The sequence below is a fragment of the Delftia tsuruhatensis NBRC 16741 genome, from assembly GCF_001571325.1.
Classification (GTDB): domain Bacteria; phylum Pseudomonadota; class Gammaproteobacteria; order Burkholderiales; family Burkholderiaceae_C; genus Comamonas; species Comamonas tsuruhatensis.
In genome coordinates this window covers 247229-270847 of record NZ_BCTO01000019.1, presented here as the reverse complement: position 1 = coordinate 270847, position 23619 = coordinate 247229, and the positions used below count along the sequence as shown (strand labels likewise).

At 67.2% G+C, this 23619-nt stretch carries 25 protein-coding genes; 11 read left to right on the top strand and 14 right to left on the bottom strand.

What is annotated here, in order from left to right; translation table 11 throughout:
- Window positions 1–42 precede the first annotated feature (42 nt).
- Complete coding sequence (locus tag DTS01S_RS09180) at window positions 43–1341, bottom strand: D-amino acid dehydrogenase (protein ID WP_016448135.1); 1299 nt, start codon at window positions 1339–1341, stop codon at window positions 43–45.
- A gap of 114 nt (window positions 1342–1455) precedes the next feature.
- Between DTS01S_RS09180 and DTS01S_RS09175 the strand changes: the two genes are divergently transcribed.
- Both DTS01S_RS09175 and DTS01S_RS31145 read left to right on the top strand, forming a co-directional pair.
- Window positions 1456–1941 (top strand): winged helix-turn-helix transcriptional regulator, encoded by a 486-nt coding sequence (locus DTS01S_RS09175; protein WP_017407393.1) that lies wholly within the window; start codon window positions 1456–1458, stop codon window positions 1939–1941.
- A 791-nt stretch (window positions 1942–2732) separates the two neighbouring features.
- Complete coding sequence (locus DTS01S_RS31145) at window positions 2733–3503, top strand: DUF11 domain-containing protein (protein WP_017407394.1); 771 nt, start codon at window positions 2733–2735, stop codon at window positions 3501–3503.
- Window positions 3504–3528: 25 nt separating this feature from the next.
- Here the strand turns inward: DTS01S_RS31145 and DTS01S_RS09165 are convergent, their stop codons facing one another.
- The 8 genes from DTS01S_RS09165 to DTS01S_RS09130 form a co-directional block, all read right to left on the bottom strand.
- A complete protein-coding gene (locus DTS01S_RS09165; RefSeq protein WP_016448132.1) occupies window positions 3529–4119 on the bottom strand; it encodes an HD domain-containing protein in 591 nt (196 codons plus the stop codon).
- A 46-nt stretch (window positions 4120–4165) separates the two neighbouring features.
- Window positions 4166–5026, bottom strand: a complete 861-nt coding sequence (locus DTS01S_RS09160) for a phosphodiesterase (RefSeq protein ID WP_047328104.1) — start codon at window positions 5024–5026, stop codon at window positions 4166–4168.
- Window positions 5013–6074: an ABC transporter ATP-binding protein gene (locus tag DTS01S_RS09155; RefSeq protein ID WP_016448130.1), complete on the bottom strand. Its 1062-nt coding sequence runs from the start codon at window positions 6072–6074 to the stop codon at window positions 5013–5015. Before DTS01S_RS09155 ends, DTS01S_RS09160 begins: the two co-directional genes overlap by 14 nt.
- A complete protein-coding gene (locus tag DTS01S_RS09150; RefSeq protein ID WP_026062847.1) occupies window positions 6064–6861 on the bottom strand; it encodes an ABC transporter permease in 798 nt (265 codons plus the stop codon). The genes DTS01S_RS09155 and DTS01S_RS09150 overlap by 11 nt, the downstream gene beginning before the upstream one ends.
- 2 nt (window positions 6862–6863) lie before the next feature.
- The gene (locus DTS01S_RS09145) at window positions 6864–7721 is read right to left on the bottom strand and encodes an ABC transporter permease (protein WP_061287616.1); all 858 of its coding nucleotides are present in this window, start codon (window positions 7719–7721) and stop codon (window positions 6864–6866) included.
- Window positions 7718–8743, bottom strand: coding sequence for an ABC transporter substrate-binding protein (locus DTS01S_RS09140; protein ID WP_061287615.1), 1026 nt, complete (start codon window positions 8741–8743; stop codon window positions 7718–7720). The genes DTS01S_RS09145 and DTS01S_RS09140 overlap by 4 nt, the downstream gene beginning before the upstream one ends.
- A gap of 79 nt (window positions 8744–8822) precedes the next feature.
- Window positions 8823–9812: a LacI family DNA-binding transcriptional regulator gene (locus tag DTS01S_RS09135; protein WP_017407210.1), complete on the bottom strand. Its 990-nt coding sequence runs from the start codon at window positions 9810–9812 to the stop codon at window positions 8823–8825.
- Window positions 9813–9938: 126 nt separating this feature from the next.
- Window positions 9939–10718, bottom strand: coding sequence for a nucleotidyltransferase domain-containing protein (locus DTS01S_RS09130; RefSeq protein ID WP_026062849.1), 780 nt, complete (start codon window positions 10716–10718; stop codon window positions 9939–9941).
- 169 nt (window positions 10719–10887) lie between these two features.
- Here DTS01S_RS09130 and DTS01S_RS09125 point away from each other — a divergent pair, with 169 nt between their 5' ends.
- On the top strand, window positions 10888–12276 hold the full coding sequence (locus DTS01S_RS09125) for a GntP family permease (RefSeq protein WP_061287614.1): 1389 nt from the start codon (window positions 10888–10890) through the stop codon (window positions 12274–12276).
- Between the two features lie 502 nt (window positions 12277–12778).
- Complete coding sequence (infA, locus tag DTS01S_RS09120; RefSeq protein ID WP_016448120.1) at window positions 12779–13045, top strand: translation initiation factor IF-1; 267 nt, start codon at window positions 12779–12781, stop codon at window positions 13043–13045.
- Window positions 13046–13186: 141 nt separating this feature from the next.
- On the opposite strand, the gene DTS01S_RS09115 is transcribed toward infA, so the two are convergent.
- The 4 genes from DTS01S_RS09115 to DTS01S_RS09100 form a co-directional block, all read right to left on the bottom strand.
- Window positions 13187–13486 (bottom strand): pentapeptide MXKDX repeat protein, encoded by a 300-nt coding sequence (locus DTS01S_RS09115; RefSeq protein WP_016448119.1) that lies wholly within the window; start codon window positions 13484–13486, stop codon window positions 13187–13189.
- 104 nt (window positions 13487–13590) lie between these two features.
- A complete protein-coding gene (locus DTS01S_RS09110) occupies window positions 13591–14382 on the bottom strand; it encodes a molybdopterin-dependent oxidoreductase (RefSeq protein WP_017407215.1) in 792 nt (263 codons plus the stop codon).
- Window positions 14379–15032, bottom strand: a complete 654-nt coding sequence (locus DTS01S_RS09105; protein WP_026062850.1) for a cytochrome b/b6 domain-containing protein — start codon at window positions 15030–15032, stop codon at window positions 14379–14381. The genes DTS01S_RS09110 and DTS01S_RS09105 overlap by 4 nt, the downstream gene beginning before the upstream one ends.
- Window positions 15033–15101: 69 nt before the next feature.
- A complete protein-coding gene (locus DTS01S_RS09100) occupies window positions 15102–16034 on the bottom strand; it encodes a LysR family transcriptional regulator (protein WP_017407217.1) in 933 nt (310 codons plus the stop codon).
- A 114-nt stretch (window positions 16035–16148) separates the two neighbouring features.
- Here DTS01S_RS09100 and DTS01S_RS09095 point away from each other — a divergent pair, with 114 nt between their 5' ends.
- From DTS01S_RS09095 to DTS01S_RS09085, 3 genes are all read left to right on the top strand, one after another.
- Window positions 16149–17102, top strand: a complete 954-nt coding sequence (locus tag DTS01S_RS09095; protein WP_017407218.1) for a hydroxymethylglutaryl-CoA lyase — start codon at window positions 16149–16151, stop codon at window positions 17100–17102.
- Window positions 17103–17131: 29 nt separating this feature from the next.
- Window positions 17132–18277: a CoA transferase gene (locus DTS01S_RS09090; RefSeq protein ID WP_017407219.1), complete on the top strand. Its 1146-nt coding sequence runs from the start codon at window positions 17132–17134 to the stop codon at window positions 18275–18277.
- A gap of 77 nt (window positions 18278–18354) precedes the next feature.
- The gene (locus DTS01S_RS09085) at window positions 18355–19338 is read left to right on the top strand and encodes a tripartite tricarboxylate transporter substrate binding protein (RefSeq protein WP_026062851.1); all 984 of its coding nucleotides are present in this window, start codon (window positions 18355–18357) and stop codon (window positions 19336–19338) included.
- Between the two features lie 43 nt (window positions 19339–19381).
- Here DTS01S_RS09085 and DTS01S_RS09080 read toward each other — a convergent pair whose 3' ends face one another.
- Complete coding sequence (locus DTS01S_RS09080) at window positions 19382–19825, bottom strand: hypothetical protein (RefSeq protein ID WP_017407221.1); 444 nt, start codon at window positions 19823–19825, stop codon at window positions 19382–19384.
- Between the two features lie 128 nt (window positions 19826–19953).
- Between DTS01S_RS09080 and DTS01S_RS09075 the strand changes: the two genes are divergently transcribed.
- The 4 genes from DTS01S_RS09075 to DTS01S_RS09060 all read left to right on the top strand — a co-directional run bounded on the left by DTS01S_RS09075 (window position 19954) and on the right by DTS01S_RS09060 (window position 23616).
- Entirely contained in the window at window positions 19954–20253 is a 300-nt protein-coding gene (locus DTS01S_RS09075; RefSeq protein WP_016448111.1) for a hypothetical protein, read from the top strand.
- Between the two features lie 82 nt (window positions 20254–20335).
- Window positions 20336–21268, top strand: coding sequence for a dioxygenase family protein (locus tag DTS01S_RS09070; protein ID WP_061287613.1), 933 nt, complete (start codon window positions 20336–20338; stop codon window positions 21266–21268).
- 12 nt (window positions 21269–21280) lie between these two features.
- Complete coding sequence (locus DTS01S_RS09065) at window positions 21281–22924, top strand: ATP-binding protein (RefSeq protein ID WP_017403980.1); 1644 nt, start codon at window positions 21281–21283, stop codon at window positions 22922–22924.
- Window positions 22921–23616 carry a response regulator gene (locus DTS01S_RS09060; RefSeq protein WP_012204984.1) on the top strand — a complete coding sequence of 232 codons (696 nt, stop codon included), beginning with the start codon at window positions 22921–22923 and terminating at the stop codon, window positions 23614–23616. The genes DTS01S_RS09065 and DTS01S_RS09060 overlap by 4 nt, the downstream gene beginning before the upstream one ends.
- The last annotated feature ends 3 nt before the right edge of the window (window positions 23617–23619 follow it).

The window sequence follows — 23619 nt, the reverse complement described above, 5'->3', positions numbered from 1 at the left end:
GGCCGGTGCGGGCTGGCTTCAGATGTTCAAGGTGTCTTGCGCTCAGGCAGAGACGGGCGTGGAGCTGCCCCCCAGATGCCGGGCCGGCCGGTGCGTGTAGCGGTCCAGCGCCAGGCCGTCGGTGCTGATCTCTGGGCTGCGGCCGGTGATCAGGTCGGCGATCAGCCGGCCCGAGCCGCAGGCCATGGTCCAGCCCAGCGTGCCGTGGCCGGTGTTCAGGAACAGGTTGGAGTAGCGCGTGGCGCCGATGATGGGCGTGCCGTCCGGCGTCATGGGCCGCAGCCCGGTCCAGAAGCTGGCGCGCGCCACATCGCCGCCCGGGAACAGGTCGTTGACCACCAGCTCCAGCGTGGCGCGGCGGCGCGGGTCCAGGCGCAGGTCGAAGCCGCCCAGCTCGGCCATGCCGCCCACGCGGATGCGGTCGTCAAAACGGGTGACGGCAATCTTGTAGGTCTCGTCCAGCACGGTGGACTGCGGCGCCAGCGCCGGGTTGCCCAGCGGCACGGTGAGCGAATAGCCCTTGACGGGGTAGACGGGCAGGTCCAGCCCCAGCGGCTCCAGCGCCTGGCGCGAGTAGCTGCCGAAGGCCATCACATAGCGGTCGGCGGTCAGCAGTTCGCCATTGACGCGCACGCCGGCAATGCGGCCGCCTTCGACCACCAAGCCATCCACGTTCTGGTTGAAGCGCAACTCCACGCCCAGGCCGGTGGCGATGCGGGCCAATTCATTGGTGAAGCGGTGGCAGTCGCCGGTCTCGTCCTTGGGCAGGCGCAGGCCGCCGGTCAGCCGGTCGCGCGCCTGGGCCAGGGCGGGCTCCACCTGGGCCAGCTGGTCGCGGTCCAGCAGTTCGTAGGGCACGGCGCATTCGCGCAGCACGGCCACATCGCGCTCCACGGCGTCCAGCTGGGCCTGGGTGCGGAACAGCTGCAGCGTTCCGCCCGTGCGCTGCTCGTAGGCGATGCCGGTGTCGGCGCGCAGCTGCTGCAGGCAGCTGCGGCTGTACTCGGCCACGCGCATCATGCGTTCCTTGTTGACGGCGTAGCGCTGGGCAGAGCAGTTGCGCAGCATCTGCGCCATCCAGCGCAGCTGGAACAGGCTGCCGTCCAGGCGCACGGCCAGCGGCGCGTGTTCCTGCAGCATCCACTTCAGGGCCTTGAGCGGAATGCCGGGCGCCGCCCAGGGCGTGGAGTAGCCGGGCGAGACCTGGCCCGCGTTGGCAAAGCTGGTTTCGGACGCGGGCGCATCCTGCCGGTCCAGCACCGTGACCTCGGCACCGGCCCGCGCCAGGTAGTACGCACTGGTCACGCCGATGACGCCGCCGCCAAGAACAAGGACTTTCATGGGATTCACCGCCAAGTCAACAAGATGAAATCAAAGTCTATTGACGATGAGGCAGTGGAAACCACTGAAATATTGATACTCTCCAGTGATTGATCATCCTCGGGAAGCACCGCCATGGCCGCCAGAAGTGAAAACCGCGTACTCGACCGCACCGACCGCAAGATCCTCGACATCCTGCAGCGCGACGGCCGCATCTCCATGACCGAGCTGGCCGAGCAGGTCAGCCTCTCGGCCACGCCCTGCTCGGAGCGCGTGCGCCGCCTGGAGCGTGATGGCGTGATCACCGGCTACCACGCCCATCTGTCGCCCGAGGCGCTGGGCAAGACGCTGCTGGTGTTCGTGGAGATCAAGCTGTCGTCCAAATCGGGCGAGGTCTTCGACAAGGTGCGCCAGGAACTGCTGCACGTGCCCGACGTGCTGGAGTGCTTCCTGGTCTCGGGCAGCTTCGACTACCTGGTCAAGGCCCGCCTGGGCGGCATGCGCGAGTACCGCCGCCTGCTGGGCGACATCCTCAAGAAACTGCCCGTGCCGGCCGAGTCGCACAGCTATGTGGTGATGGAAGAGGTCAAGGAGACGCTGGCGCTGCCTTTGGATCGGTGAGGGAGCCGTCCTCGGCGTTCCAGGGTCGGATCTACCCCCATTCCTTATTGTTATTTACTGTTTGAAACTTTTGTCACAATAGATTTGATTCAAATGGGGTATTGTGCGATCCAATCAAAATGGATATTGGACGGCAGATCGGTTGTTATGAAGTTCCGCATTCATTGGCGCTCTCCGTTGAAAAGTAGGCAGGATGGCAACTTGGAGTTCCATTCCAATGGCGGTATTGCAAATATTTGTCATTGAATGGTGAATTTTTGGGATTGGTGATTTTTAAAGTTCAATACCAGTGATACCTTGATAGCGCAAATCTATCTATCACTGGGAGTTCTATGAAAAATCACGCCCTCATGGCTGCCTTGATGGCCGGTGCAGCAATCTCGGCCTGCCCACCCGCCAGCGCGCAAGTGACGCGTTACTTCGGGGAGATGAGAACCTCCTACTCGGATTTCCAGGATCGCACGGCTTGTCCCCTGGGGCCTCACGGCTCATGCCAGGATTTTCCGAGGACCGCCCGCCTGGCCGGCTGGTTTGAAACGACCGCACCCTTGCAGCCCGACCTGGACGAGAGCGAAATAAGGGCGCTGGTCACTTCCTATAGTTTCTCGGACGGATTGACCACCTACAGCAGTGCCGACCCGGATGTGCGCGCATTCATATTCAGGGTTTCCACGGACAGTGGGTCCAATATCGTGAGAAACAGAATCCACCTTCAACGCTGGCTGACGGGAAACAATCCGCACCGCTCCATCAATGGCGTTGGCCCGGGTGGATCTCCCAATGATGTGGATATGCTGAGCCGGTTTGAAATGGCCACGGAACAGGTGGCGGCCGTGAACAACGCGATGTGCGCTTCCCTGTTCTCGGAAACATCCCAGCAGGTCAGCCATTCGGGTGAGAGCGACACCTGTCTGGGGACCTATGAGATGCCCGACAACGGCGTGTCCGTTGCGTGGACCGGGGCGCCCGTGCAAAACCAGAACGTCATGTCCTGGCACAGGGAGGCCGTGCATCCTGCCCTGTCGTTGACCCACAGCATCTCGCCCGCAGGCCAGGTGCAGGCGGGGCAGGAGGTGCGCTACACCATCACCGTCAGGAATACGGGGACCGTGGCCGCCACCCAGGCGCAGATTGCCGACAGCCTGCCTGCCGGCCTGGAGCGCGCCACCTGGACCTGTACGCCCGGCGCCAGCACGCCATGTCCCGTGGCGTCAGGCTCCGGATCGCTGGCGGTCACGGTGCCCGTGTTCGCGGCAGGAGACTCGCTGGTGTTCACCGTGATGGCCAGCGTGTCCAACCCGGCGCCCGCAACCATTACCAATGTGGCCACCGTGGATGCCGGGGACCCGGCGGTGCAGTGCATGCAAGCAGGGCAGGTCGTGGGAACGGTGCCGTGCATGGCTTCCGCGTCCATCAATACGGTGGCGGCTTTCCCCGGCGGTGGCCAGGTGACCCCCGTGCCGACGCTGCAGCACACAGCCCTTGCGGTCCTGAGCCTGCTGGCCGCAGCCATCGGATGGATGGGGCTGGGGCGGCGCCAGCGGGTCGGCGCGGGCCGCTGACGCGGCCACAGGGGCGCTGGCGCAGCTAGGTCGCGCTGGCGTCCTGCGCGGCGGCGCCCATTTTCTGGCGCGTGTCCTCGTCGAGCAGGCTGCGCACCTGGGCGAACAGAGGATCGGCGCCCGTGTACTTCCTGCCGTAGCCCAGGTTGAAGCCGTAGTCGAAATCCTGCGGATTGATCCCCTGGTTGTGCTGCAGGATGGTCTCCAGCTTGTCCAGGGCCTTGACGGCGCGGGCCTCGGGCGTGGCGGCGTCTTCGTACTCCTGCCACAGGGCCATGATGGCGTCGCGGTGCCCGGGCTGCAGCGAGCGGGTCAGGTGCAGCAGGTCGGCCTTTTCCTGCGCGCTCTTGTCGGGGTGCTGGTTCTTTTCCACGGCGGGGATGTCGCCGTGGATGGCCTCGCCCAGGTCGTGTATCACGCAAAGCTTGAGCAGCTTGAGCATGTCCAGCTGTGCGAACTGGTCCTCGAAGGCGATGGCCATCAGGCACAGGCGCCAGCTGTGCTCGGCCGTGCTTTCGGTGCGGCCGGTGGAGGTGTGGGCGCTGCGCAGCACGCTCTTGAGCTTTTCCGCCTCGCGCAGGAAGTCCAGGCGGCCCTTGATGTTGTTGATATCCATGGCGGATATTCTCGTCGGCTTTCACCAGGGCCGCGCGCGTCCGGGCTCAGTCGATCAGCCGCCCCTGCGCATCCCAGAACGGGTGCGGGCCGTCAAACTGGCCGCTGGCCACGGCATGGCTGACCAGCCGGCCGCCGGGCGGCAGGGCGTGCAGCATGAAGCCGGGCGGCTCCAGCGTCCAGGCCGATGCGGCGTCGGGCGCCAGGTCCAGGCAGACCTGGTGGGCGGGCGCAGGCGAGGTCATGGCCACCGTGCCGCCGAAGGCGACCTGGATGCTGCGGTGCAGGTGGCCGCAGATGACGCGCTGCACGTTGGGGTGGCGGCGCACCAGGTCTTCCAGCGCCTGGGCACCCTGCAGCAGGCCGATCTTGTCCATGTGGCCTATCAGGGTCTCGAAGGGCGGGTGGTGCATGGCGATGACCACGGGGCGGCCTTCGCTGGCGGCCAGTTGCAGCTCCAGCCATTGCAGGCGCTCCTCACACAGCGCGCCCTCGCTGTGGCCGGGCACCACGGTGTCCAGCGCGATCAGCCGTAGCGCGCCAATGTCCACGGCGTACTGGATGAAGCCTTCGCTGCGCAGCCAGGGATGCTCGGGAAAGGCGGTGCGCAGCGCGTCGCGGTCATCGTGGTTGCCGGGCAGCAGGTAGACGGGCAGGGTGCCCAGCGGTGCCAGCAGGCTGCGCAGGTGGGCGTATTCGGCAGGCCGGCCGAAGTCGGTCAGGTCGCCGGTGATCACCAGGGCGTGCGGCTGCTGGGGCAGGGCCAGCACGCTTTGCACCGTGCGCTCCAGGTATTGGGCGGTATCGATGCGGCGGTAGGTCAGGCGGCCGGGTTCGCGGATGTGCAGGTCGGTGAGCTGGGCCAGGAAGGTGGTCATGGAGGGGCGCAGGGTTTCAGGCGTGGGCATGGTTGGGCATCCATTGGTGGGGGGCGATGCGCAAGGCCACGCGGTCGCCCGATTGCGCGGCGTGGTCGCGGGCCACGTCGGCCATCAGCGGCGTGTGGCCCGCCAGTTCCAGCGTGAGCTGCAGGCGGTCGCCCAGGAAGACGCGGCGCGCCACCGATGCGGGCACGGCGCCCGGCGTGCCGGCGGCGCAGACCTCGATGTCTTCAGGGCGCAGCAGCAGCCGGGCCGCGCCCGTGCATTCGGCCGGGCAGGCCAGCTCCATGCCGGCCAGCGCCAGCCGGTTGCTGCGCGCATCGTCTTCGCTGCGTTCGACCTGGTTCACGCGCCCCAGGAAGGTGGCGACAAAGGGATGGGCCGGTCGGCGGTACAGGCTCTCACCGTCGCCCACCTGCAGAATGCGGCCTGCCTGCATGACGGCCATGCGGTCGGCAATGGCCATGGCCTCCTGCTGGTCGTGCGTGACGTGGACGGCGGTGATGCGCAGCTGGCGCAGCAGCTGTGCCAGCTCGTCGCGCAGGGTTTCCTTGAGCTTGGCGTCCAGCGCGGTCAGCGGCTCGTCCAGCAGCAGCACGCGCGGGCGCGATGCCACGGCGCGGGCCAGGGCCACGCGCTGGCGCTGGCCGCCGGACAGTTCGGCCGGGCGCTTGTGCTCCAGGCCGTTCAGGCGCACCAAGTCCACCAGTTCGCCCACCACGCGGCGCTGCTCCTGCTCGGACACGCCGCGTATGCGCAGGCCGTAGGCTATGTTGGCCTGCACGCTCATCTGCGGGAACAGCGCGTAGTGCTGGAACACCATGCCCACCTGGCGCTTTTCTATGGGCACGCGGGTGACGTCGGTGTCGCCGAAGGCGATGCGGCTGCCCGCATCCGGCGTCTCCAGCCCCGCGATGATGCGCAGCAGCGTGGTCTTGCCGCAGCCCGAGGGTCCCAGCAGGGCCAGCACTTCGCCGGGCTCCACGCGCAGGTCGGTGGCCTGCAGGCCGCGCGTTCCGTCGGCATAGGTCTTGGCGCACTGCCGGATGTCGATGGCGACGCTGTTACTTTCCATAATGCTTCTCGATGAAATGCCCCAGCGCCTGCAGCAGCCACATCACGGGCAGGATGACGATGAGGAAGATGAGGGTGTAGGCCGAGCCCACCTCGATGCGCATGGACGCATAGCTGTCGGCCAGGCCCACGGGCAGGGTGCGCGTCAGCGGCGTGTGCAGCATCCAGGTCAGGTTGAACTCGCCCATGGACAGGGTGAACACCATCAGGCAGGCAGCCACGATGGCAGGCAGCACGGCAGGCACCAGCACGCCCAGGAAGCGCTGCGCGAACGAGGCGCCCAGGCTGCGCGCAGCCTCCTCCAGCGCCACCAGCTCCTGGCGGCGCAGTGCCGAGCCCACCATGCGCACCATGAAGGGCAGGGTGAACACCACATGGCCCACCAGGATGAAGGCAAAGCTCTGGCGGAAGGCGGCCACGCTGCCATAGGCCAGCAGCAGGGCCAGGGCGCTGGCCAGGCCCGGAATGGCCACGGGCAGGGTCAGCAGTTCCTCGAAATGCCGGGCCCAGGGCGAGCGGCTGCGCGCCAGCGCATAGGCGCAGGGCACGCCCAGCACCAAGGTCATGGCCACGCAGGCGCAGGCCAGCAGCAGCGACATCAGCACGGTATTGCCGTAGCCGGCCCAGACCTCGGCCAGCCAGCGCGTGGTCAATCCGCTGGACAGGCCCTGGCCGTAGTTCTGCACCAGCCCGGCCAGCACCGACAGCAGCATGGGCGCCAGCATGAACAGGGTGACGGTGGCGGTCACCAGCCACATCAGCGGTGGCATTTTTTGTGTGGTCCGCATGGTCAGACTCCTGTGGCGGCGGGACCCGCCCAGCGCCGCGACAGCCACAGCACCAGCCAGGTGATCAGCCCCAGGCTGATCGACAGGCTGGCGGCCAGGGCAAAGTTGGCGTAGTTGGTGAACTCGTTGTAGATGGTGATGGGCAGCACCTCGAACTTGCTCGACAGGGTGAAGGCCGTGCCGAAGGCGCCGACCGACGTGGCGAACACGATGGCACCGCAGGCCAGCGTGGTGGGCAGCAGCTGCGGCCACCACACATCGCGCGCCACGCTCCAGCCATTGCCGCCCAGCGAGCGCGCGGCCTCTTCCAGGTGCGGGTCCAGCGCCTCGGCCGCTGCCGTGTAGGAGGCAATGGCGCGCGGCAGCGAGAAGTACAGGTAGCCCAGGAACAGGCCCAGCAGCCCGTAGGCGAAGGTGATCCGCTCGCCGCCCAGGGCCACCGACAGGTCGGCCAGCGCGCCCTGGCGCCCGCCCAGCAGGATGATGAAAAAGCCGATGATCACGCCCGGAAACGACAGCGGCAGCGTCAGCAGCGACAGCAGCAGGCCGCGCCCCGTGAAGCGGTGGCGCGCCAGCGCAATGCCCATCACCGCGCCGATCAGCAGCGTGGCCAGGGTCACGGCCAGCGACAGGGCCAGCGTCTGCAGCAGGCTTTGCAGGTACAGCGCGTCGGTCAGCGTGGCGAAATAGGTGCGCCAGCCTTCACGCGCCGGCAGCGCCAGCAGCAGGCCGGCCGGCAGCAGCCAGAACGCGGCAAAGAAGGCCACGGCCGGCGCGCTGCAGGCCAGCAGCAGCGCGCGGGCGCGCCAGTCGCCTGGCGCTTGGGAGGAAATGCCCACGATGCAGTCCGCCTGGCTCAACGCACTTCACGCAGGTAGCGCGTGGAGAAGCCCTTTTGCACATCCGCCATCTTCTGGTAGTCCACCGAGGTGGCGCGTGCGTACTCGCTGGCGGGCAGGAAATGGCCGGCCACCTCCTTGGGCAGGGCCACGTCACGCACGGGGCGCAGGTAGGCGTTGGCCCAGATGGACTGGCCCTTGTCGGACAGCACATAGTCCAGCACCTTCTTGCCGTTGTCCGTGTGCGGCGCCTTGTTCACCAGGCTCATCACATAGGGCATCACCACGGTGCCTTCCTTGGGGATCACGAAGTCCACGTCGGCCTTGTCCTTGTAGCGGGCGCGGTAGGCGTTGAAGTCGTAGTCCAGCAGGATGCCGATCTCGCCCGACAGCAGGCGTGCATACGAGGTCTGCTTGGGCACGATGGGCTCGTTCTTCTGCAGCTTCTTGAAGTAGTCGATGGCGGGCTGGAAGTTGTCCAGCGTGCCGCCCATGGCCTGGTTCACGGCCACGGCGCCCACATAGCCCACGAAGGCCGATGCCGGGTCCAGGTAGCCGACCAGGCCCTTGTACTCGGGCTTGAGCAGGTCTGCCCAGGACTGCGGCACGGGCTTGCCGCCCAGCGCCGCCTTGTTGACCATGAAGCCCAGCGTGCCCGAGTGGATGGTCACCCACTCGCCCTTGGGGTCCTTGAGGCCGGCGGGAACCTGGTCCCAGTGGGCGGGCTTGTAGGCGGCGACCACGCCTTCTTTCTGCGCCTGGATGGCGAAGGTCACGCCCAGGTAGGTCACATCGGCCACGGGGCTGGCCTTCTCGGCCACCAGCTGGGCCAGCGACTGGCCGGAGTTCTTGTTGTCGGGCGGCACGGTGATGCCGGTATCGGCCTTGATGGCCTTGATCTGCGTGCCCCAGTCGGCCCATTCGGGCGGGCAGTTGTAGCAGATGGCGCTCTGGGCCAGCGCCGTTCCGCAGACGGCAGTGGTGGCGGCCAGCAGGGCAAGGCGCTTGAAGGAGAGCTTGAAGGGGAGGGCAGTCAGTTTCATGGTGCGTACTCGAAGAGGTGGGGGAGCGTGGGGAAGGGAAGGGCGCGGCCTTGGCTTGCGCGGGCCGCTGTTGTTGGTTTCAGAGCCGGCAGGACTCGCCGCTGCGCCAGCCATGCGGCAGGCACAGGCTGTCTTGCGCGGCCAGGGTTTTCTTGCCCGCCAGCGCATCGCACAGCAGGCGCACGCAGGCCGAGCCGATCTCGTGGTTGGGCTGGGAAATCGAGGCCAGCGAAGGCGTGAGATCGCCGGCCATGGCAATCCCGTCAAAGCCGACCACGCTGAGGTCCGCAGGCACGGAGAACCCGGCCAGCGATGCCGCGCGTATGGTGCGTATCGCCAGCAGATCGTTGCTGCAGACAATGGCCGTGGGCGGGGCCTGCTCGCTCAGGTGCTGCTGCAGCATCTGCACGGCGGTGGCGGCAAAGGGCACCTCCCAGACCGGCAGCGGCGCCAGGCCTGCGGCCTGCATGCCCAGCGCATAGCCACGGCAGCGCTGCTGGGCGCGGTCGGACGCCTGCAACTGGCCCGTGACCATGCCGATGCGGCTGTGGCCTGCCGCAGCCAGGCGCAGCACCAGCTCCCTGACGGCGCCCGTGTTGTCCACGCCCACGCAGGCATGCTCATGGGTGTGGTGATAGGCCAGCACATAGGGCTTGCCGGCCTGGCGCACACGCGCCAGCGCCGCCGAATCGCCAGGGTTGGAGACCACCAGCACCAGCGCATCCACCCCGCTGGCCAGCAGCCGCGTGGTGGCCGCGTCTTCACCGGCGTGGTCGTATTCGGTGGTGCAAGGCGAAATCGCATAGCCGCGCAGCGCCGCCTGTGAGGCAATGCCCTGCAGGCACTCGGCAAACACCGGATTGGTGAGCGTGGGCAGCACCACGCCCAGCACCTTGCTGCTGCGCGTGCGCAGCGTGCGGGCGCTGGCATTGGCCACATAGCCCACTTCCTGCGCCACACGCAGCACCGTGCTGCGCGTTTGCGCATTGACCACCTCCGGCGAATTGAAAACCCGCGAAACAGTGGCGACGGACAGGCCCGCGCGGCGTGCAACCTCGGTGATGCTCATGGATGTAAACGATTTCTTGAAAACGTTTACATTGCACCCGCTGCGCGTGACGGTGCGGTGACGGAGATTTGAAGCTTTTGTGGCAGCCAGGCGTTTGGCGGCTTGGGCCCTGGCGTTGCCCGGTACCTAGACTGCCGTAGATGCAGCCCGCTGGCGCCGAATCCAGCTGATGAAGGCCGAAAGCTCTGCGTTGAAACGAGCTCTGGGTGCCTCGGGCGTCCTTGACTGCGCCAGAAAGAAAGCCATGGACTGCGCCATTCCCGGATGGAGCTGCGCAAAGCAATCGGCGAACTCCTCCAGCGTGCGCGGCCAGAAGCCCCCTGAGCAGGGGCGCAGCACATTGGTGGCCCGGATCAGCTTGCGTGCGGCTTCGCGTTGCAGGCGCAGGGCCTCCATGTCGTCCCGGGTTGCAGCAATGCGCTGCAGGTAGTCGTTCAGCACCTGCACGTAGTCACCATTGACGGCTTGTGCAATCGCCCTGGACAGCTCGAACGCCTCAAACTGCTGCGCCAGGTCTTCTCCATGGATGCAGCGGCACTCATGCTTGAGCCAGTAGCCCCAGCTGTAGAGATGGGCCGGGTCCAGCACCTCTTGCAGAGTGCCCAGGTCGAAATCGATCTTCACGACTTCTTTGTGACGTAGTTGCAGGTCCTGGCGCGATTGTTCCAACCGGGCGCTCTCCTGCCTGGAGAGGGGGCGGGCCAGCACGATCGTCAGGTCCAGGTCCGAGAAGCCCGCCCTCGCGCAGCCGCGCGCCACGCTGCCATACAGGTAGAGGCTGTCCAGCGCCTCGCCGAGGGCGCTGGCGATGGCTGCGCGCGCATCTGCCACCAAATCCACAAATTCCGGCTGGATGGGGGCTCTGACAAAGACTTCGAGAGTGCCAGCGGAGCCGAGGTTGTTCATTGGTCTTGCAGTAGTGGAACGGGAGGCACGGCTCTGAGCCAGTCTCCTGCGAACAAGCCTGGAGCCTACAGGCCCCCTTCAGGGTCAGGCATAGGATTTGTAGCGATTGGAAACCGCATGCATCCCAGCGTGCGGGCGTCCATCATAAAAACACAACTCCAAGCCTCCTATGTCTTCATTCGATGCCCAACTGCTGCTCATCGCGCTGGCCAGCGTGCTGGTCCTGGTCGCGCTGATCGTCTCGCGCATCCGTCTTCATCCCCTGCTGGCGCTGCTGGTGGTTTCCATCGGCGTGGGCTTTGCCACGGGCATGGCGCCGGGCGAGATCGTCAAGAACCTCACCAACGGGGCGGGCAAGACGCTGGGCGCGGTGGGCGTGGTGATTGCCTTGGGCGCCATGCTGGGCAAGATCCTGGCGGACTCCGGCACCACCGAGCGGCTGGCCGGTGCCATCCTGCAGCGCACGTCCGAGCGCATGATTCCCTGGGCCATGACCCTGGTGGCCTTCGTGATCGGCATTCCCATGTTCTTCGAGGTGGGGCTGGTGGTCATGCTGCCGCTGATCTTCAGCGTGGCGCGCAAGCTGGAAAGCAATGAGCGCTTCAAGGGATCGGCCTATGTCTATGTGGGCGTGCCCGTGATCGCCGCGCTGGCCGCCATGCACGGCATGGTGCCGCCGCACCCCGGCCCGCTCACCGCCATTGCCACGCTGCACACCACGGTCGGCCCGACCATGCTGTACGGCTTTCTGGCCGTGATCCCCGCCATGGTGCTGGGCGGCCCGCTGTACGGCGCCTTCATCACGCCGCGCATGAGCACGCGCCCCGATGCAGCCCTGCTGGAGCAGTTCACATCAGGCAAGAAGGAAGGCGGGGAGGGCAGTGCGCCCAGCATCGGCATGGGCGTGCTGTGCGCCTTGCTGCCCGCGCTGCTGATGCTGGTGCATGCGCTGGCCGAGGTGCTGCTGCCCAAGGATTCGGGCCTGCTGCATGCGGCGGCCTTCCTGGGCAATCCGCTGGTGGCCATGCTGCTGGGCGTGGTGTTTGCCTCCATCACCCTGGGCTATCTGCGCGGCGCCGATGCAGAGAAGCTGCGCGACGCGCTGGGCCAGAGCCTCAAGCCCATCGCCGGCATCATGCTCATCATTGCGGGCGGCGGCGCCTTCCAGCAGATCCTGACCAGCGCCAAGGTGGGCGATGCCATCGTCCACATGACCCAGCAGTTCGCCCTGCCTCCGCTGGTGCTGGGGTGGATGATCGCCATGCTGCTGTCGGTGTCCACCGGCTCGGCCACCGTGGGCATCGTGGGCGCGGCTGGCCTGCTGGCGCCGCTGGCGGCCTCCGATCCTTCGCTGAACGTGCCGCTGCTGGCGCTGGCCATCGGCTGCGGCTCGCTGTTCTTCAACTATGCCAACCACGCGGGCTTCTGGATGGTGAAGGAGTCCTTCGGCATGAGCATGGGCGAGGCCACCAAGACCATTACCGTGGTGCAGTCCATCGTGTCCTTTGTGGGCCTGCTGATGGTGCTGCTGTTCAACCTGCTGCCCAAGCTGGGATAGGTGAAAGGCATGAGTGAAAGGCATGAGGCGGGCCGCCGGCGGCCGCTTCGATGCCGCCACAACCACCAAGAGAGGGCACTACTTCCGGTTCGACTGCGAATTGCCCCAGTCGCGACAGGGAAAATGCCGCCCCGTACAGGTGCGGTACCCGGCACCGCTTCAACGCGGGGCCGGCAATTGACCTATACTGCTGGAGGTGCTGTCCTTGTTGTTCGCCTCCTCAGTGCCCGTCTGACATTCTTGCAGTCCCCGGACTGCCGTTGGCCGCCCACTGTGACGAAGTCCGCAACTGTCACTCCCATCGGCGAGCACCACGCGGGTCCAACACCCTTCCCCGGGCCCGCACTCTCCCTGCCACCTGCAGGGGCCTCTTTCCCTTTTTTCCGATGATCCGCTGCCTGTGTGCAGCGGTCATCCTGCGCTGGCCCAAGGCCGCAGCATGGTGCTGCACCGGCAACTTGCGGCGACGCACCCCTTTCAACATGTACTCACAGGAGTCCCATTGGCTAAAGAAGAACTGATCGAAATGCAAGGCCGGGTAGACGAAGTGCTGCCTGATTCCCGCTTCCGCGTAACGCTGGAAAACGGCCACCAGCTCATCGCCTATACCGGCGGAAAAATGCGCAAGCACCGCATCCGCGTGCTGGCCGGCGACAAGGTCACGCTCGAGATGTCGCCCTATGACCTGAACAAGGGCCGCCTCACGTTCCGTCATATTGAGCAACGCTCCGGCGGCGCCCCGGGCCAGCGCCCACCGCAGCGCCGCTGAGGTCTGCCAGCCCGCTCTTGCCTCGGAGCGGGCATGGGGGGTGCACAGAAAGGACCCGGCTTTGCGCCTGGTCCCATGGCCGGCAGCCCCGCCAGCCCGGCCGCCCGGGCGGCATCGGCCGGGACAGGCGAGTTCCCCGGCTTACTTGGACATTCCGTCCTTGCCCATGGAGTCCTTCTTCATTGCGTCCTTGGACATGCCATCCTTGTGCATGCCGTCCTTGTGCATGGAGTCCTTCTTCATTCCATCCTTGGACATGGAATCCTTCTTCATCCCGTCCTTGGACATGGAGTCCTTCTTCATCCCATCCTTGGACATGGAATCCTTGGTCATTGCGCCCTTGGACATGCCGTCCTTGGACATCTCATCCGCAGCGAATGCCGAGGTGGCGCCGGCCAGGGCGAGGCAGGCGGCGAGCACGGTGGTGGTGAACTTGGTCATTTGAGTCTTCCTTTGGATTAGCGGTTTGCAGGTTGCACAATCGGCCGGCCTTGCATGGCCCGGCCTCGCACCTTCGTTGGCGGCACAGCGGCTTGTGAGGCCGCTCAGCTGCCTCCGAACCAGTTGTAGCCCTGGTCTTCCCAGTAGCCGCCGGAGTAGGTGTTGGTGACGAACATGGCCTGGACGTGCTTCGGGTTCTTGTAGCCCAGCTTGGTGGGCATGCGAAGCTTCATCGGGAAGCCATATTTGGGCGGCAGGGGCTGCCCGTCGTAAGTCAATGCCATCAGCGTCTGCGGATGCAGGGCCGTGGCCATGTCGATGCTGGTGAAGTAGTCGTCCACGCACTTGAAGCCGACGTACTTGGCGCTGGTGTCGGCGCCTATATGGCGCAGGAAATCGGCGAAACGCACGCCGCCCCAGCGGCCTATGGCGCTCCAGCCCTCCACGCAGATATGGCGCGTGATCTGTTCTTCCTGCGGCATGGCGCGCAGCTCGGCCAGGCTCCAGGCATGGCGGTCGGCGACCATGCCGGTCACCTCCAGGCGCCAGCTGGCCTCGTCCACCTCGCGCACCTCGTCCTCGCCGTAGTAGGCATTGAAGGGGAAGGGGCGCGTGATCTCGGCTGCTGAATAGGTGGGCGCCAGCCGCGTGGGGCTGAACAGCAGGCCCTGCACGCGGTCGTTGAAGCGCGATACCTGATTGAGCGCGGCCTCGACGTGGCTGTCATCGCTGATGCTGCAGCCCGTGAGCAGGGACAGGCCGCCCAGCGTGAGCGATCGCTGCAAGAAGGCGCGGCGTGCGGGCTGGTCCAGCTTGCGGGCGATCAGCGAGCGTGCCTCGCGCACCACGGCCTCGCCATCGACGCCGGGCAGGGAAGGGGCTTTGAAGATTTTCATGGTGTCTTGGGCGCACGGCCGTGGATCATGGTCAGGAAGGTCCGGGGCACCAGGGCGACCATTGCCAGGTGCACCACCACAAAGGCGACCAGCGCAGCCATGCCGAAGAAGTGCACGCGCCTTGCGGACTCATAGCCGCCCAGCAGCTCGCGCAGCAGCGGGAACTGCACCGACTTCCAGAGCACCAGGCCCGACAGCACGATCACCACCAGGTCCAGCACCACGAACAGGTAGGCCAGCTTTTGCACATGGTTGTAGCGGGCCGGGTCGGCATGCGAGAGCCGGCCCTTGAGGGCGGACACCAGGTCCTGCCGCACGCCCTGCACCGTGATGGGAAAGAACTTGCGCAGCCACCGGCCGCTGGCGATGTTGAGCAGCAGGTACAGCAATCCGTTGAACACCAGCAGCCACATGGCCGCGAAGTGCCATTGCAGCGCCCCGCCCAGCCAGCCGCCCAGCGTGATCGAGCCCGGAAAGCTGAAATCAAAGAACGGCGCCGCGTTGTAGATGCGCCAGCCGCTGGTCACCAGGATGACCACGGCCAGCGCATTGAGCCAATGCGTCAGGCGCAGCCACAGCGGGTGGATGCGCTGACCATCCTGGGGCTGTGCCGGTTGGGGGGTGATGAGGGCGGTGTTCATGGGTCCCATTGTTGGAGGGACCCTGTAGCGGATGTATCACGCAAACTTCAAATAATCGTGATAACTCCCAAGGCCGGCTCAGCCCGCCTGGGCGCACCCGGCCAGATAGTCCACCAGCGTGCGCGCCGCAGGCGATAGCCGGCTGCCGTCCCTGAAGCAGATGGCGAACTGCCGCCGCGCCCAGGCATCGGTGAGCGGCACCATGTGCACACCCTGCGCGCCCTGCGCGCCCTGCACGCCCTGACCGGAGCCCGCCATGCCCAGGATCTCCCTGGGCATGATGGCCACGCCCAGGCCGGCGCGCACGCAGCGGATCGTGGCGTCGAAGGAGCTGACCACGGCGCGGTAATTGATGGGCCGGCCGATGATGGCCGCCGCCCGCGCCAGCATGGTGTAGACGGCCGTGGAAGCGGGCAGGCCCACATGCTCGCAATCCAGCGTTTCGCTGAAGCTGCAGCGGTCGCGCAAGGCCAGCGGGTGGCCGGCCGGCACGGCCACGGCCAGGGTGTCGCAGCGGTAGGGCAGGGTCTGCAGGCCCTCCAGATCGGCCGCGTTCCAGCACACGCCCACCAGGGCCAGGCCTTCGCGGATGGACCGGATGATTTCGCTGCTGGTCAGCTCCTCGATGTCCACACGGATCTGCGCGTGCTCGGGCTTTTGCAGAAAGGCCGCAATGTCATCGGGCAGGGACTCGGCAATCGACGAGACCGAGGCCAGTATCCGCACCTGGCCCTTCACGCCATGCTGGTAGGCCGCCATGTCGCGGGCCGCGCGGTCGGCGCTGGCCAGCATGGCGCGTGCATGCTCCAGCAGCATCAGCCCGGCTGCCGTGGGCACCACGCCCCGGCGGTGGCGCTCCAGCAGCGGGGCCTGCACCTGCTCTTCCAGCAGCGCCATGCGCTTGCTGATGGCCGATGAGCCGATGTGCTGCTGCTCGCCCGCGCGGGCGATATTGCCCAGGTCGCAGGCCGCGACAAAGAGCCGCAGGGTGGTCAGGTCCAGGTCTTTCATGGTGGTTATGGATTTCCATTCGGGAAACTCTGAGGCGAAAAATTATCGCTTCTGCACGCTGGTTGGAATGTCTAAAGTGCCATTCAAGACAAACCACCCCACGCGAACCTTCCCATGCCAGAACCCATCCGTGCCCCGCAGTCCGCCGTCATCCGCGAGGTCGGCCTGCGCGATGGCCTGCAAAGCATCCAGACCGTGCTGTCCACCGAGCGCAAGAAGGAATGGACACGCGACGCCTACGCTGCCGGCCAGCGCGAGATCGAAGTCGGCTCCTTCGTCCCCGCGCGCCTGCTGCCGCAACTGGCCGACACGGCCGAGCTGGTGGCCTATGCCCGAACGCTGCCGGGCCTGTTCGTCTCCGTGCTGGTGCCCAATCTGCGCGGTGCCGAAAGCGCCCTTGCCAGCGGGGCCGACCTGATGCTGGTGCCGCTGTCGGCCAGCCATGCCCACAGCCTGGCCAACCTGCGCAAGACGCCCGATGAGGTCGTGGCCGAGGTGGCCCGCATGCGTGCCGCACGCGATGCCGCAGGTTCGAAGATGCTGATCGAGGGCGGCATTGGCACGGCCTTCGGCTGCACGCTGCAGGGCCGGGTGGAGCCGGCCGAGGTGCTGCGCTGCATGCAGGCCCTGCTGGACGCGGGGGCCGACCGCGTCAGCATGGCCGACACCGTGGGCCATGGCGGGCCGGGCCAGGTGCAATCGCTGTTCGAGCAGGCGCGGCGCATTGCGGGCGAACGCTTTTGGTGCGGCCACTTCCACGACACGCGCGGCCTGGCCCTGGCCAATGTGCATGCCGCACTGCAAACCGGCGTCACGCGCTTCGACGCCACGCTGGCCGGCATCGGCGGCTGCCCCCATGCGCCCGGCGCCAGCGGCAATGCCTCCACCGAAGACCTGGCCTTCATGCTGGACACCATGGACATCGACACGGGCCTGGACATCGAGGCCCTGCTGCGCCTGCGCGCCAAGGTGGCCGCCTGGCTGGATGGCGAAAGCCTGCATGGCGCGCTGTGGCGCGCGGGCCTGCCTCGCAGCGTCACCGCCGACGCAGCCCCCGCCGCTGCATGAACCCCTTACCTTCCCACGAGCACACCTGTATGGCCACCGAACCCCTGCTGCCGCTGTCCGGCATCCGCGTCATCGAATTCACCCACATGGTCATGGGCCCCACCTGCGGCATGATCCTGGCCGACCTGGGCGCCGAAGTCATCAAGGTCGAGCCGCCGGGCGGCGACAAAACGCGCACGCTGCCCGGCCTGGGCATCGGCTTTTTCCGCAGCTTCAACCGCAACAAGAAAAGCGTGGTGCTGGACATCACCACCGAAGCGGGCCGCGCCACCGCTGCCGAGCTGGCCGCTGGCAGCGATGTGGTGCTGGAGAACTTCCGCCCCGGCCTCATGCAGTCCCTGGGCCTGGACTACGCCACGCTGTCGCAGCGCGCGCCCGGTCTCATCTACGTCAGCCACAAGGGCTTTCTGCCCGGCCCCTACGAGAAGCGCCTGGCGCTGGACGAGGTGGTGCAGATGATGGGCGGCCTGTCGTACATGACCGGCCCCGTGGGCCGGCCGCTGCGCGCGGGCACCAGCGTCAACGACATCATGGGCGGCATGTTCGGCGCCATCGGCGTGCTCGCCGCCCTGCGCGAGCGTGAGCGCACCGGGCGCGGCCAGGAGGTGCAAAGCGCGCTGTTCGAGAACTGCGTCTTCCTGTCCTCCCAGCACATGCAGCAGTACCTGATGACGGGAGAGGCACCGCCGCCCATGCCCTCGCGCGTGTCGGCCTGGAGCGTCTACGACGTGTTCACCCTGGCCGGTGGCGAGCAACTGTTCATCGGCGCCGTCAGCGACAAGCAGTTCGCCACCCTGTGCCGCGTGCTGGACCGCGCCGACCTGCTGCAGCGCCCCGAATACGCCGACAACGCCGCCCGCGTGGCCGTGCGCCCCCAACTGCTGGCCGAGCTGGGCGCCATCCTGGCCAGCCATGAATCGGCCCGGCTTGCGCCGCAACTGGAGGCCGCCGGCATTCCCTACGCGCCCATCACGCGTCCCGAGCAACTGGTGGACGACCCGCACCTGCGCCAAAGCGGCGGCCTGGCTTCCATGCAGACCGAAGACGGCGGCCAGACCGACGTGGTGCTGCTTCCCCTGCTCATGAACGGCCACCGTCCCGGCGTGCGCATGCCGCTGGCCGGGATTGGCGAGCACACCGAAGAAATCCTCGGAGCCCTTGCATCACGGACCTGACAGCCAACCCCGGGCGCCGAAGGCCGCAGAAAAACCACCCCGGCGCGCATGAGACAACACAAAAAGGAGACAACCCCATGCACTCGTCCCATCCCTTGCGCCGCCGCACCCTGCTGGCCCTGGCCGGCGCATCGCTGGGGGCCGCTGCCCTGGGCGTGCGCGCCCAAAATGGCACGCCGCTGCGCGTCATCCTGCCCGTGGGGGCAGGCTCGGGCGCCGACACCATCGTGCGCTCGGCCCAGACTGCGCTGGTGCGCTCGCTGGGCGGCCAGCCCGTGGTCATGGAGAACCTGCCGGGCGCGGGCGGCATCACGGGAACGCAGGCCCTGGTCAAGGCGCCGGCCGATGGCAACACCATCGCCTTCATCTCCAACAACCACGCCGTCAACCCCAGCGTGTTCAAGAAGCTGCCCTACGACAGCCTGGCCGACATCACGCCGCTGTCCATCGTCGGCGGCTCGCCCTTCGTGCTGGTCGTCCACCCCAAGGTGGCGGCGCGCAATGCGCGCGAACTGCAGGCGCTCATGAAGGCGCGGCCCGGCGACCTCAACTACGCCTCGTCCGGCAACGGCACCATCTTCCACCTCGCGGCCGAAGTCTTTCTGGACGCGGCCGGCACCACGGCGCGCCACATTCCCTACAAGGGCGTGGGCCAGATGGTGGTGGACCTGCTCAGCGGGCAGGTGGACTTCGGCGTGATCGCCGTGGGCACGGCGCAGGCGCACCTCAAATCCGGCGCGCTGCGTGCCATCGGCATCATGGGCCGCGAGCGCGTGGCATCGCTGCCCGATGTGCCCACCGTGGCAGAGCAGGGCTTTCCCGGCGTGGACATCGCCGGCTGGGTGGCCGCCATCGGCCCCAAGGGCATGCCGCCCGCCCAGGTGCGGCGCCTGCACGACGGCATCGCCACCGCCTTTGCCGACCCCGAGGTCAAGGCCGGCTTTGCACGGCGCGACGAATACACCGTGCTCAACAGCCCCGAGGCCGCAGCCCAGTTCCTGCGCTCCGAGCAGGAGCGCTTTGCGCGTCTGGTCAAGAAAGCCAATGTCACGCTGGAATAAAAACTCGGCCCTCTGACTCCTAAGGACAATGCTGGGGCTGTGATCAGCGGGGCGGAGTGGGTGCTGTTGCCGCTGGATCCGCAGCCGGTTGGCCGGACGACATCACCGCCTCCAGCCCGCTTCTCGGGAAGACCGGGCTGTAGTTCACCTGGATCTCGGAGAGCTTGTCATTCACCCGCGTCGTCATGAAATAGCGCGGCATGCCGAATCCCACTTTCATCACCAGGCCGCGAAGTTCGGAGAGGGCGCCGACCTTCACATCGGGATCGACCAGCACGGCAATGCGAACCGTACTTTTGGCATCGGGGGCAGCGGTCAGCTTCCTGGAGAGTGTGTTTCTCAACTGAGCCGGACTGACCCGCTGGCCATCCAGACTGTACGGGCGATCATTGCCGCTTGCCGCATGCATTTCGATCACGGTCAGATCTGCAGCAAGAGCGGGTGGGCCGAGCAGGGCGGCCAGCAGCAGGAATCTTGTTGGTTTCATGGTTCTGTTGTGCGATGCAGAGCTTGTTGACTCACTCGCTCTGTGAGCTTGTACCAGCTCGTCCCCACTTCTCCCAATTTCCCCCCAGATTGGTCGCAAGAATTCCTGTGCAACTCCAGGAAAAGACCATGATTGATTTCTCGCAAACCAACGCTTCACGCATTCGCCCGGCCCTTGTGCTGGCTGTGGCGGCCTTCGCGGCGGCCTGCAGCCATGCGCAGGGCCACGGGGGGCACGGCAATCCGCCGTCGCCGCCGCCCGAGGCCTATACGGCCTGCCAGGGCAAGGCCGAGGGCGACAGCGTGACGCTGACCATGCCCGATGGCAAGACGCTGGCCGGCACCTGCCGCAGCCTGAACGGGCAGCTGGTGGCCATGCCGGCCGGCGGACCCGGCGCAGGCGGGCCGCCGCCCCATCCGCAGCAGTGATCGCGTGGCCCGGCGGGCCACGCCGCCGGGCTGTCTGCAACCCCACGGGCCTGCGCACAGGCCCTCATGAAAAGCCATCCCCATGAACCATTCTCACGATGCCCATGATCTTGCCCACGACCTGGGCCTTCAGCACGATCTGCAAGTCATGGCGCGCCGCCTGTTCGACCGGCGCCGCATGCTGGGCCTGATGGCCTCTGGCGGCGCCGCGGCGCTTCTGTCCGCCTGTGGCGGCGGTGGTGATTCCAGTGATTCGACAGGAACTGGCACGGGCACCGGAACCGGGGCAGGAACGGGCACCGACACGGGTACGGGCACAGGTACGGGCACGGGGACTGGAACCACGACCGGCACCTGCATGGTCGATCCCACGGAAACCGAAGGCCCTTACCCCGCCGACGGCTCCAACGGCTCGCGCGGCAGCCTGGTCAACGTGCTGTCGCAAAGCGGCGTGGTGCGCAGCGACCTGCGCAGCAGCTTTGGCGGCATGAGCGGCACGGCTGCGGGCCTGCCGCTGACGCTCAAGATCACCCTGGTCAACGTCAGCACCAACTGCAGCCCGCTGGAAGGCTATGCCATCTACCTGTGGCACTGCACCCGCGAGGGCGAGTATTCGCTGTACTCCACCGACCTGCTCAACCAGAACTTCCTGCGCGGCGTGCAGGCGACGGACAGCAATGGCGAATGCACCTTTGTGACCATCTTCCCGGGCTGCTATGACGGGCGTTGGCCGCACATGCACTTCGAGGTGTTCCGCAGCCTCAACACGGCCGGCAGCTACACCAACAAGCTGCTGACCTCGCAGATGGCCATGCCCAAGGACGTGGCCAGCGCCGTCTATGCCGGTGTCAGCGGCTACAGCGCCAGCGTCTCCAACCTGTCGCGGGTCAGCGTGACATCGGACAATGTCTTCGGCGACAACACCAGCGAGCAGATCGCCTGGCAGACGCCCACCTTCACCGGAGACACCACCAATGGCCACACCGCCACGATATCCATCGGCATTGCCGTCTGACGCAGCAACTGAATGAGCCTCCGCCTCCCGCGCCTGAAGCTGCAGCACAAGGCCTTCTTCGCCCTTGCCGTGCTGCTGGTGGCCCTGCTGCTGGTGTTTCTCGGCTTCTCGCGCCTGGGGCTGCAGAGGGGCTTGGGGCCCTACATGGCCGAGGTGGAGCTGACCGGCATGGACGGGCTGGCCGAGCGGCTGGTGCAGCACCATGAGCAAAACGGCGGCTGGGATGCGGCGCGCGCCAACCCCGGTTTCTGGCGCGACATGGTGCGCCCGGGCGCAGGCATGGGCCGGGGCTTTCCTGCGGGCGAGCCCGGGCCACGGCCCCCCATGCCCATGCCCATGCCGGAGCCGAGGCCTGGTTTTGAGGGAAGCCACGGCCCGGGGCCGGGCCCGGAGTTTCCGCCGCCGCCTGGGCTGGAAGGCGGAGAGCGTGCCGATCGCTCAGATCGATCAGATCGCTCCGACCGTACAGACCGTACAGACCGCCCCGGCCCGCCGCCGGACCGCCCCTTCGGCGGCCCGTGGGCGCGCGTGGGCCTGCTGGATGCCCAGGGCCAGCTCATCTCCGGCATGGCGCCGCAGCCCGGTGCGGCGCACCGCGTTCTGCGCGCCGCCAACGGGCAGGCCATTGGCGAGATCGTGCTGTCCCCCGTGCAGACCGGGCAGGGCATGCAGCGCGACCTGGACCGTGCCTTCCTCGCGCAGCAGATGGGTTTTGTGGCCTGGACCGGGCTGGCCGGCCTGCTGCTGGCGCTGCTGCTGTCGGCCTGGCTCACGCGGCGCTGGCTGGAGCCGCTGACCGCCTTCGTCGACGGCCTGCGCGGCATTGCGGCCGGGCGGCTGGACACGCGCGTGGCCATCAGGGGCGATGCGGAACTGGCCCGCCTTGCGGAAACCTTCAACGACATGGCCGTGCAGCTGGCCACCATGGAAGCCTCGCGCCAGCGCTGGCTGGCCGACGTGGCGCATGAGCTGCGCACGCCCCTGTCCACCATGCGCGCCGAGGTCGAGGCCGTGCAGGACGGCGTGCTGCCCATGGACGACCGCATGGCGCTGCGCCTGCACCGGCAGATCATGCGGCTGATACGGCTGGTCAGCGACCTGCGCGTGAGCCTGGACGACCCGCAGGCCCTGCACGGCTCGGGCCATGTGCCCGTGCATGTGCTGACCCTGCTGGGCGAGGCGCTGGACGGCGCGCGGCCCGGCTTCGAGCAGGTCGGCATCGGCCTGGACCGCTCCACCGTGGACCAGCTGGCCGCGCGCATTCCGCCGCCGCTGGTGCAGGGCGATCCGCACCGGCTGCACCAGGTGTTTGCCAACCTGCTGGAAAACAGCCTTCGCTACACGGCTGCGGGCGGGCGGCTGCAGGTGTCTGCCGAAATCGTCCAGATGCAGGACCGCAGCATGCTGCAGCTGCGCTGGGACGACACGGCTCCCGGCGTGGCCAGCCAGCACCTGCCGCGCCTGTTCGACCGCCTCTATCGCGTGGACGCCTCCCGCGTGCGCGACGGCGACGGCCTGGGCGGCTCCGGCCTGGGGCTGGCCATCTGCCGCACCATCGTGCAGGCCCATGGCGGCAGCATTGAGGCGGCCGCCTCGCCGCTGGGCGGCCTGCGCATCACGCTGTGGCTGCCCTTGCTGGAAAATCCCGCGCCATGAAGCCTGCCCGCATCCTCCTGGTCGAAGACGAGACCGACATGGCCGCCATCGTCATCGACTACCTGCGCCATGCAGGCTACGAAGTCGAGCACATCCGCCACGGGCGCGAGGCGCTGGACCGCATGCTGCGCTCCCCGCCCGACCTCACCGTGCTGGACATCATGCTGCCGGGGCTGGACGGCCTGGACATCCTGCGCCAGTTCCGCCCCCACAGCGCCAGCCCCGTCATCCTGCTCACCGCGCGCGTCGAGGAAATGGACCGCCTGCTGGGCCTGGAGCTGGGTGCGGACGACTACATCTGCAAACCCTTCGCCCCGCGCGAAGTCGTGGCCCGCGTCAAGGCCGTGCTGCGCCGCAGTGCTGGCCCCGGCCCCGCGCAGCAACGCCTGACGCTGCTGCCCGAGCAGGGCCGCGCCATGCTCAACGGCAGCGTGCTGCCACTGACCAAGCGGGAGCTGACCTTGCTGCAGGCCCTGATGCGCCAGCCCGGCCGCCTGTACTCCCGCGCGCAGCTGCTGGAGCTGGCCTGCGCCGACACGCTGGACGTGAACGAACGCGCCATCGACAGCCACATCAAGAACCTGCGTAAGAAACTCAAGGCGGCGGACGACCGCCATGAGTGGATTCGCTCCGTGTACGGCGTGGGCTTTGCGTTCGAGCCCGATGGCGGGTCCGACACGCGGGCGCAGTGAAGG